Origin of the sequence: Haliscomenobacter sp., from assembly GCF_040403615.1 — a bacterium.
Taxonomy (GTDB): Bacteria; Bacteroidota; Bacteroidia; order Chitinophagales; family Saprospiraceae; genus Haliscomenobacter.
Genome location: NZ_JBBAKG010000032.1, coordinates 60,209 through 69,708 on the forward strand (window position 1 = coordinate 60,209; position 9,500 = coordinate 69,708).

Here is a 9,500-nt window from a genome sequence, read left to right on the forward strand (position 1 = left end):
ACTAGATTACTTCGGATTTGCCAGGAACAGCGATGGGGTAAAAACCATCTTTGTCAGGAAGAACCTTTGGCATGGCGTTCCAATCCAATTTTTCCGGAAACAAGCTGACGTTGGAATTGAGGGCTTTTTCCCATTCGATTACTTGACCAGAGTAGGTCGACATGCGGCCCATAATGGCAGTAAGTGTTGATTTTGCACCGTTTTCAGCATCGGCGTATTTGTATTCGCCTTTGGCAATCGCTTCAAAAAGCATGTCGTGCTCCACCTGGTAAGGGTTTGGATCATCTTTGCCATTGTGGCGGAGGATGTTCTTGCCGGTTTTGTCAATCAGCAAACCTGGCTTTGGAGCGCGTCCATTGGTGCCTACAAATGCCTCGGTTACCTTATCTGGTGTGCCGGGCATATGGCGGCACTGGCTGCTGATGATGGTACCATCTGCATATTCGAATTCAACAGCATGGTGGTCAAAGATTTCACCATATTCCTTGCCAGTGCGTACCTGGCGGCCACCCATACCAGAAGCTTTGATGGGGTATCCTTTTTTCACCCAGTTGGCCACGTCGATGTTGTGGATGTGTTGCTCTACGATGTGGTCACCACACAACCAGTTGAAGTAGTACCAGTTGCGCATTTGGTACTCCATTTCGGTTTGTTTCTCCTGGCGTTTGTTTACCCAAACTCCGGCATTGTTCCAGTATACATTGCCCGAAACGATGTCGCCAATGGCTCCTGCGTGGATTTTTTCCACCCAGTTTTGGTACATGATTTCGTAGTGGCGCTGTAGTCCTACTACTACGTTCAGTTTTTTCTGCTTGGCAATTTCGGCAGCAGCCAAAACTTTGCGGATGCCGGGGCCGTCGGTGGCGACTGGCTTTTCCATAAAAATTTGCTTGCCGGCTGCTACTGCAGCAGTGAAATGGTCGGGACGAAATCCAGGAGGAGTAGCCAGGATGACCACGTCACAAAGGGGCAATACCTTTTTATAGGCATCCAAACCTACAAACTGGTGGTCTTTGGGTACATCCAGTCTGGACATTTTCAGATTGGCCTGCATTTCTTTTTCAATCTGCTTGTAGCTGTTGTCCAGGCGATCGGCAAATGCATCGGCCATGGCCACCAACTTCACATTTTGAGTAGTAGAAAGTGCTTGTACCGCTGCTCCTGTACCGCGGCCACCGCAACCAATCAATCCAATTTTGATGGCATCAGCAGTACCGTTGAAACCCTTGGCGGCAATGAGTTCAGGTATCAAGAGAAGGCCCCCAGTGACCGCTGCAGATGTTTTTACAAAACTCCGGCGATCGAAATTTGTCTTTTTGTTTTTTGTGCTCATATGATGTAGCGATTGATGTTTGTTTAGGTAAAGTTAACTAAAGATTCAACCTAATCTACAATAGCCGCTTGAAAATAAGCTTCAATTTCTGTGGTAGAAGGTTGTTTGATAGGACGGACAACCCGAAATCCTAAAAAAGAAGAATCGGTATTCCACCAACGGCTTCTCGGAATTTGAGGATCGCGTTTTTGCCAGGTGGGCAGCGATTTGATCCTTTTGGCGCAATTGCAATCTTCGGGATTGTCGTCAAAAGAGCCGCCTTTTACCGTGCGAGAGTGCTTGGCATTGGGTTTGTACCAGGGATTATTGGGATTGGCGCTGGTTTGAGCAAAGTAATCGTCGATGTAGTTGTCAGAAGTCCATTCCGATACATTGCCCAGCATGTCGAAAAGTCCCCAGGCATTGGGTTTTTTCTTGCTGGTAGGGTGGTATTTTTCGGTGCTGTTGTCGTAGTACCAGGCGTAATCTCCCAGGTTGGTTTCGGTCACGTTAGCAGGCAATGGCCCACTGGAACCTGCCCGACAAGCATATTCCCATTCCGCTTCGGTGGGTAAGCGATAAAATTGTCCGGTTTTTTGATACAACCAATAACAAAACCTCAGCGCTCCCTGCTGAGTCATGGCTACTGCCGGAACCCCATCCAGCGTACCCATGCCCCAGGTGTAATCCATGTACTGCGGCGTAGGTCGGGTGATGGCATCTGCGCTGTATATTCCATCTTTCCAGTTGCTGCTGTTGTTGTCGTTTTTGCGGTACTGAAACTGGATGAATTCATCATAGGTCACTTCTTTGGTCCCGATCCAAAAGGCATCCAATTGAATGTTCAGGCTTTTGCCATCAGGTGATTGCATGGCCAATTGCCCCGCTGGAATAAACGAGAGGCTGAAATCGGTTTTTCCTCCGGGGATGCTCACTTTGTTTGATTCGCCAGGGATTTGTGCATTTAATGCAGAAAACAAGAATATAGCCGCAGCAACAAGGAAATATTTTTTCATGTGGAGTAAGGATAGTATTTACTGTAGATAAAAGTTTGAATGAGGTGCTAAAATTGGATAAAAAACACAAAATAACCTTATATGCCAAAGGTTATTTTTTTGTGCTTCGCAAAATTCTCTGCAATTTCCTTAACGACTTTCCAATTTTTTGGCGTTAATGCGTTAGTAATGCTGAAATCATGCTTCATAAATTTATTTTGCTAATATTGCAAGGAATTTGATCTTTTAGCCATCATGAACAAAATCTTTACCTTTCTCTTGATAGTTGCAGTAAGCGGGCTTACCCAACTGAAGGCCCAATCTGGAAACAACAAGGATTTTTTCGATCCACAGTCTATCCAGGAACTTCAACTTACCTTCAAATCCGACAACTGGCGCTTCCTGATGGATTCAATGCGCTACAATGGAGACGGACTCCTTAAGGCAGATTTGAAAATAAATGGAACTGTGCTTGGACAGGTTGGGGTTCGCATCCGAGAAAGCGGAGGTTTTCAGCCAGGAAACCAACGCAATAATTTACATATCCAATTGGATTATGTCTCCGGCAGCCAGCAATTGCAAGGTTACCGAACCATCCGTTTATCAAGTGCATTGCGGGATCCAAGTTTGGTGCGGGAAATATTGTCTACCGAGATTGCCCGCAAATTTATGCCTGCGCCCAAAGCCAATTACGCCAATTTGACCGTGAATGGAAAATATTACGGTTTGATGGTCAATATGGAACCTTTCGAAGCGCCTTTTTTTGAACGGTATTTTCAGGCCAGCAATGGTACATTTTATTATTGTCCAGCAATGCGCAAGGATTCGGTGGTCAAAGCTGGATGTTTGAATGGTGGATTTGGGACTCTGCAACTGGAAAAAACCGAATCCTGTTATGCGGACAATTTTCAAGTTGTACAAGGCAATGGATACCGCGAACTGTTGGAGTTTTCGAAGGTGCTGAACCAAAATTCTGCTCAAATTGAATCGGTTTTGGATGTAGACCGCACGTTGTGGATGTTGGCTTTCAATAATGTGTTGGTGAATTTATACAGTTACAGTGGTGGCAAAAGTACGGGTTACTACTTTTACAAAGACGCCGATGGCCGTTTTACTCCACTGGTCGGGGATTTCAATTTTACTTTTGGTTCTTATAAAAACACGGGCAAAGGTTCTGATCTCACTTTGCTGCAATTGCAACAAATGGATCCGTTGCTCAACGCAGACAATACGCTGAAGCCCTTGTTGAACAAGCTGTTGTCCAATGAACTTTATGCTAAAGTTTATTTGTCTCATTTGCGTTTGATTTTGTTTTCAGAATTGCTGACCGGAGCTTACGAAACCCGAGCCAAGCAATTGCAAGAAATGATCAAACCTGCCTTGGCGGTGGATGCCAATAAGGCGTATTCCAATACAGATTTTGACCGCAGTTTGATTGCTACCATTGGTCGAGTTACTCAAATACCCGGCATTGTAGAATTGATGAACGAGCGTGTACGCAACCTCAAGCGCCATGCTACCCTGGCGGTATTGCCGCCAGCAGTGACCGAGGTCAAAGTCAAACACCGCGACAAGTATGCCGCAGCCGCTCTGGATGAATTTCAAATCAGCATCAAGATCACGGAATTTGCCAGCAAAGTGAAGGTTTTTTACCGCCACAATAACCGCGATGCCTTCAAAGCGGTAGCCATGAATGACGATGGTCAGCACAATGACGAAAAGGCCAACGACGCAACATATGGCGTTAGCATCAAGGCTGGTGCAGGCAACAATCGCATTGAGTACTACATTCAGGCTGAGAACATTAAAGCCATTTCTTATTCTCCCGAACGCTATATGTTCGAGCGGCATGCCGCTACACTGGAAGAAATCAACAAATAATATGAAGTACATTTCTACCTTGATTGTCCTGATCGCTTTGATGCCCCTTTTCATGCAGGCGCAAGACATCTATGATCCAAAAAAGCTGACGGAAATCAAAATTTACTTCAAAAATCCAAAATGGAAGGCCACAATGGATTCTTTGAAGGATTCCAAGTTAGAACTGCGTTTGGCTGCTGATATGGTTTTAAATGGGGTGAAATACCCAGGAGTTGGCGTACGGTACAAAGGCAATAGCTCTTATGCCAATGTGCGCAAGAGTGGCCAGATCAAATTGCCACTCAACATTAAAGTCAATTTTACGGATAAAGCCAAAAAGCTGCCAGGTGGATATACGACTTTGAAGCTTTCCAACGGGTTTAGAGATCCAAGTTTCATCCGGGAAATATTGGCTTACGAGATGGCCCGCAATTACATGCCTGCTCCGAAAGCCAATTTTGCCAAGGTATACGTCAATGATGAATTATTGGGGGTATACACCAATACCGAATCGATCGAAGGGGTATTTTTGGATCGCTTCTTTGGTGACCACGATGGTTCAACCATCAAAGCGGATCCCAATTGGGCCATGTCCAAACCGCCCAAATGCCCGGAGAGTGACAAGTGTTCACTCAATTATTTGGGAGAAGACACCCTGTGTTACAAGTATTTGTACGAATTCAATTCGCCACAAGCCGCTCAGGGTTTAATCAAATTGACCCGCACCCTGGAGCGTTCTGCCAATGATGTACCCAAGCTGATGGATGTGGATCAAGCCCTGTGGCTCTTGGCCTTCAACAATGTAATGCTCAATTTAGACAGTTACATCGGGGCATTTTCGCAGAATTATTACCTCTATCAGGATTCCATTGGCAGTTTTCATCCGCTGATCTGGGATTTGAACCTGGCATTTGGCGGATTTCGCTTAATGGGTGGCGCCAAACGCCTGACCAATGATGAGATGAAAAACTTGCACCTCTTCGTGCATTACAAGGAATTGAATGAAAAGCGCCCCTTGGTGATCAAACTTTTGGCCAATAATCTTTACCGCAAAATGTACCTGGCGCATTGTCGCACCATTTACCGGGATTACCTCGAAAGTGGATTGTACCTCCAGCGGGCCAAAGAATGGCAAGCTTTTATCGCCCCACACGTGAAGGAAGACAAGTACAAATTGTACCCGGAAAAAGCTTTTGCCGCCTCTCTAACCGAATCGGTAGATGCCAGTGGCGAGGTAGTTCCTGGAATTCAACCCTTGATGGACGGACGCCGCGATGTGCTGAAAGCTGTTCCTTATCTTTTTGTGGAAGAAGCCAGCATTGCCAAAGTTCAACACCAGAAAACCGGCACTAAAGTCAAGATTTCCATCCAGGCTACTGGAGCCCAACAGGTTTGGGTCTTCTGGCGCAAAGGAGGGGTAGGCGTGTTCAGAGAACAGGCCGCCAACAAGATTGCTGAAGGCCAATACGAACTGGATCTGGATGCGGGCATTCAGTATTATGTGGTAGCCGAAGCGGATCGCTCCGTGGCCATTTCACCGGTTAAGGCAGGAATGGAATTGTACAAAGTGTTGTAAATAAATGGATCGTCACCTGAATAGATTTGGGTGACGATCTATTGTTGAGTACCTTTTGCCATCGCTTCCCCTGCAATCCATCCGCCCGTCCAGGCGGCCTGAAAATTAAACCCTCCGGTGATGGCATCGATGTTGAGCACCTCGCCAGCAAAGAACAACCCCGGAAAAAGCTTGCTGCCGAACGTTTTAAAGTCCACCTCTTTCAAATCTACGCCGCCAGCGGTGACAAATTCTTCTTTAAACGTACTTTTCCCATTTACTTGGAAACGCCCTTGGGTCAATTCTTCGGCCAGGGTTTGAATTTCTTTTTTGCTCAAATCTGCCCAGCGTTTGTCGTCGCGAATTTCTGCGGCGGCAACTAGGCGTTTCCACAGGCGAATGGGCAAGCCAAATTGGGTATTGGCGCTAACCATTTTTCGTCCATCTTCTTGCTTGAGCGCTTCCAGATTCTGGCGGGTATCCTCCAGTTTTGCCATGATCCAATTGATGCGGATGGCAAATTTGTACTGCATCTCTGCCAGCTCGCGCGCACCCCAGGCCGACAATTTGAGGATGGCTGGACCACTCATGCCCCAATGGGTAATCAGCAAAGGGCCAGTGCTGCTGAGTTTGCTGGCTTCCACTTTGACTTCGGCTAGTGGAACGGATATCCCCAAAAGATCCGTCAAACGGGGATCTTTGATGTTAAACGTAAATAGAGATGGGACAGGCTCAATGATGGTATGACCGAGTTTGGCCAATATTTGCCACATGCTGGGCGAACTTCCCGAGGCAATCATCACTTGTTGGGCAAAAAGCTTTTGTTGAGCCGTTTCGATGATCCAATTGGGATTGCTTGCGCTGGGGGCATGCAGGGCCTTCAGCGCAGTGTTGGTGTATAAATTCACCCCTGCTTTGCGGGCTGCTGCCCAGAGGCAGTCCACAATGGTTTGGGAATCATCGCTGACGGGGAACATGCGTCCATCGGCTTCGATTTTGGTTTTTACCCCTCGTTTTTCAAACCATTCGATGGTATCTCCGCAAGCAAATCGGTTGAATGGACCCATTAACTCTTTTTCTCCCCGGGGATAAAATTTGCTCAGTTCGCGAGGTACAAAGCAGGCATGGGTAAGGTTGCAACGGCCACCACCCGATACTTTGACTTTGCCCAGTACGTCTTTGCTTTTCTCTAAAATGATGACTTGTGCATCGGAATTGCACTCGGCTGCCCGAATGGCAGCAAAGAAGCCGGCAGCTCCGCCGCCGATGATGAGGATGTTGAGTTTATTCATGCTGATGCAAAAGAAAGAAAGATCTGGTAAAATTTACGACGAAAATTTCGTTGTAAATCAAAATTAAAGTTGACAGGACGAAAATTTAGTTATACATTTGCCCTATGAAGAAATTGAACGAAAAAGAAGAACAGATTATGCAGATCATTTGGCGGATGGGCAAAGCCTTTGTCCGCGAGATCATGGATGAACTTGACGATCCGCAGCTTCCAGTGACCACCATTTCTTCATTGGTGCGCAAACTGGAAGCAGAAGGCTGGCTGGATCACGATTCTTTTGGCAAAACCCACCGGTATTACCCCTTGATCAGCATGGAAGCTTACCGCAAAGCCACCATGTCCCAGATGAAAGAAAACTACTTTGCTGGCTCAGCCACCGAATTGTTGAGTTATTTCCTGCGCGAAGAAAATACCGACTTGTCAGAAATTGAACGCCTGTTGGAAGAGATCAAAAAATCAGAATCGAAGTAACATTTCGATCAAAAGCAATTGCAGATGAATTTCATTGCACCTTCATTTTTTACGCTATTGTACGCAGGTTTGTGCTTGTTGGCCTTTGGTTGGGTGTACGAGCGCTGGATGCACCGGGAATCGTTTTACCAGGCCAATCGTTTTTATTTGTTGCTAACCCCATTTTTGGCGGTGTTGATCCCGCATCTCCAGTTTGAAGTCGTACTTGAGCCTGATCCTGGCGCGGCAGTAATGCTTTTGGAGCAAAGCCAGCAGCTTCCTTCGGAGTTGTTGCGCTTGTTGTTTCCGCAACCCAGTGCAAATTTGCTGTCCTGGGGCACCTTGCTGCTCATGATGTATCTGACAGGTGCAGGATTGGTTGTAGCACGAAGCCTCTGGAATTTTTCCAAAATCTGGTACTGGATCAAGCACGGAAAAATAACCCCGATGGGCAACTGGCGCCTGGTTCAACAAGCGCGAATCCCTGAAGCTGCTTCTTTTTTCAACTACGTATTTTGGAATAACAATCAACCCATTCCGAGTATGGTCTTACAACACGAACTCATCCACGTGCAGCAAGGCCACAGTTGGGACGTCGTTTTGATGGAAATCTGGATTGCCCTCCATTGGTTCAATCCCTACATCTACCGCTTGCGCCAGCGCTTGCAAGAAACCCACGAATTTATTGCCGATGCGGGTGTCATTGAGGCCCAAGGCTCAAAATACAACTATGCCTGTCTTTTGGCTTCACAAAAACAAAAACTAGAACAAATGCCTTACAACACTTTTGCGGCTCAATTGAGTGCGCGCCTGCGGCGCATGACCCAAAACAGCTCTCCCCAGTGGAAAGCGATTCAATACGCCCTCTGCTTGCCATTGGTATTGAGTTTGGGGATGTTTTTCTCGGTCAATTTCTTGCAGGCTTTGCCTTCGCCGCTGAGCAACCAAAGCATTGGACAAGTAGTCAAGGAAATGGAGCAGGCGCCGGTATTGATTGCCGAAAGTCAACGAACTGCGCAAGCGGATTCGAAAACAACTGTTCGCATGGAAATGATCAATCCGTCCGAATTCGCCCGGGATACCACGCCAAAAACTATAACGGTTACGGTAGATGGGAGCAATAAGGACGGCCTCAAAATTAAAGGAGCCAGCACCAAAGTACTGGTCGTCGTGGACGGCGTTAAAATTGGCCCGATGGGTGAAGAAGGATCTGGACCACTCTCCAAAATCAATCCTTCCGACATACTAACCGTCAATGTCTCCAAAGATGGATCGGCTGTAGCCAAATACGGTGAAGAAGCCTGTGAAGGGGTCATCGAGATCATCACCAAGGCAAACAAGAACCTTCCAGAGACAACGGTTAACATCAATACCAACGTCAACACGAATGTCAACTCAGAAATCAAGGTCAACGTCACCACTGATTCAAAAGTTGAAGAAAAAACCACCGTTACTTTCTCCAGTGGTGAAGGAGAAAAGGTTCAAATAAGCCAAAGCAATTTGGGAGGCACTCCGCTGATCATCAAGAACGGAAAAATCCTGGGCCGCATGAACTTCGAGAAATCTGGTAAACCTCTCAAAAACCTGAATCCCAAATACATCAAGTCTATTAATGTCATCAAAGGCAAAGCCGCGATTGAAAAATACGGAAAAGACGCCGAAGATGGAGCGATTGAAATAGAAATCAAGCGACATTAAAGCTATCTTGTGTGCCGAAATGAATTCCTTTTCTTTCGGCACACAATTTGGTGTTATGTTCTACAAGGTATTGATAAATAGTTTTTTGTGTTTTGTGCTTTGCACTTCTGCTTTTACCCAAAACCAATCTCCCCGCGAAGCAGCCCTCTGTTTTTACAACTGGTACCTGCAAGCCATCAAAGGGCCCGCAAACGCGCATACGGCCGTTGTAAAAAAAGCCCCCAATGGCGAAACGGTGCTGGATTGCGCGCAATATTTTCAAAACCTGGATACCTTGGGTTGCATTGCGGATTCGTTCAAGTTGTCTGAAAAAATGCGCTTCCAGTCTTGTCAGGATTA

Annotated in this window: 8 protein-coding genes; 4 read left to right on the top strand and 4 right to left on the bottom strand. The window is 46.4% G+C overall.

The window, feature by feature from the left end:
- Position 1: 1 nt before the first annotated feature.
- Together ABW391_RS12420 and ABW391_RS12425 are read right to left on the bottom strand one after the other, a co-directional pair.
- Complete coding sequence (locus ABW391_RS12420) at positions 2-1,333, bottom strand: Gfo/Idh/MocA family protein (RefSeq protein ID WP_353482193.1); 1,332 nt, start codon at positions 1,331-1,333, stop codon at positions 2-4.
- 50 nt (positions 1,334-1,383) lie between these two features.
- Positions 1,384-2,328 carry a formylglycine-generating enzyme family protein gene (locus ABW391_RS12425; RefSeq protein WP_353482194.1) on the bottom strand — a complete coding sequence of 315 codons (945 nt, stop codon included), beginning with the start codon at positions 2,326-2,328 and terminating at the stop codon, positions 1,384-1,386.
- A gap of 234 nt (positions 2,329-2,562) precedes the next feature.
- Here ABW391_RS12425 and ABW391_RS12430 point away from each other — a divergent pair, with 234 nt between their 5' ends.
- The gene (locus tag ABW391_RS12430) at positions 2,563-4,188 is read left to right on the top strand and encodes a CotH kinase family protein (protein ID WP_353482195.1); all 1,626 of its coding nucleotides are present in this window, start codon (positions 2,563-2,565) and stop codon (positions 4,186-4,188) included.
- 1 nt (position 4,189) lies between these two features.
- Positions 4,190-5,743, top strand: a complete 1,554-nt coding sequence (locus tag ABW391_RS12435; RefSeq protein WP_353482196.1) for a CotH kinase family protein — start codon at positions 4,190-4,192, stop codon at positions 5,741-5,743.
- A gap of 38 nt (positions 5,744-5,781) precedes the next feature.
- Here the strand turns inward: ABW391_RS12435 and ABW391_RS12440 are convergent, their stop codons facing one another.
- A complete protein-coding gene (locus ABW391_RS12440; protein WP_353482197.1) occupies positions 5,782-7,014 on the bottom strand; it encodes a BaiN/RdsA family NAD(P)/FAD-dependent oxidoreductase in 1,233 nt (410 codons plus the stop codon).
- 104 nt (positions 7,015-7,118) lie between these two features.
- Here ABW391_RS12440 and ABW391_RS12445 point away from each other — a divergent pair, with 104 nt between their 5' ends.
- A complete protein-coding gene (locus tag ABW391_RS12445; protein WP_353482198.1) occupies positions 7,119-7,484 on the top strand; it encodes a BlaI/MecI/CopY family transcriptional regulator in 366 nt (121 codons plus the stop codon).
- A gap of 24 nt (positions 7,485-7,508) precedes the next feature.
- Positions 7,509-9,161: a M56 family metallopeptidase gene (locus tag ABW391_RS12450; RefSeq protein ID WP_353482199.1), complete on the top strand. Its 1,653-nt coding sequence runs from the start codon at positions 7,509-7,511 to the stop codon at positions 9,159-9,161.
- Here ABW391_RS12450 and ABW391_RS12455 read toward each other — a convergent pair.
- Positions 9,148-9,500, bottom strand: a 353-nt coding sequence (locus tag ABW391_RS12455) for a hypothetical protein (RefSeq protein WP_353482200.1), incomplete at its 5' end; no start/stop codon positions are given. The two genes, ABW391_RS12450 and ABW391_RS12455, sit on opposite strands and share 14 nt — an antisense overlap.